The organism is Rhodopseudomonas sp. BR0G17 (assembly GCF_010907025.1).
GTDB classification, from domain to species: domain Bacteria; phylum Pseudomonadota; class Alphaproteobacteria; order Rhizobiales; family Xanthobacteraceae; genus Rhodopseudomonas; species Rhodopseudomonas palustris_H.
The window spans coordinates 1-818 of the sequence record NZ_QUML01000084.1; the positions used below are offsets into that span (position 1 = coordinate 1).

The following is an 818-nucleotide window of genomic DNA, read 5'->3' on the forward strand; positions in this document are numbered from 1 at the left end:
CAGCAAGCCAGCGCCGCCGCCTGAGCCGCCGCCACGAATATCCACGCTACCTGGGGTCTTCGCCGGATGCGTACGGCGGACCAGCCACAGCCGTAAGCTGGTCCGGCAGGTCACCCGCGGCGAGCGGACGGACATCTTCCGGACGCGGCAGAGTTCGCTGGAGCCATATCTCGCTCTCCTCGATGGCTTCTGGTCGGACGGCTGCCGAAACGGCGCCGAAATGTGGCGGCTGCTTGGGCGTCGTGTCGGAATGGACGGCACGACGGAAGCGTGCCGCCTCGACGGCGCAGGTGCTCGATCGTGTACCATCGGCGCGCACCATCGCGCGATTAATGACTGTCGCACGCGATCACCTGACGCGATCCGGGACCTTGCTCGTCGCGACCATGGAGACCGCCGTTCCAAAACTCAACGAAGCACGCGACCTTACCGAGCGCTTCCTATCGATGATCCGTGGCAAAGCCGGTGCCGATCTCGATGCCTGGATCACCGCGGCCCGATCCAGTCTGCCGGCCGCGTTTGTTGCGGGCATCACCAAGGACTTGGCCGCCGTGCGCGCCGCCATCACCGAGACATGGTCCAACGGTCAGACCGAAGGCCAGATCACCCGGCTCAAGCTGATCAAGCGCCAGATGTACGGCCGTGCCAAGATCGACTTGCTTCAGGCTCGTCTCGCCGGAGTATCAGCATCACGGTGATCGTCACCAAAATCGCGACAGAGCCCAAAAGGGACCCTGTATCGACGCCCAATTCTTTGACCCCGTATCGGCGCCCAATTTTGGGCGGTCGTGTCCCACCAGGTGGCGTAACTGGGCGGT

1 pseudogene is annotated in these 818 nt (G+C 64.1%); it reads left to right on the forward strand.

The features are described 5' to 3' along the window. Positions 1–70: 70 nt before the first annotated feature. Positions 71–698: pseudogene (locus DY467_RS25290) on the forward strand (transposase); the annotation flags it as partial. Positions 699–818: the final 120 nt, after the last annotated feature.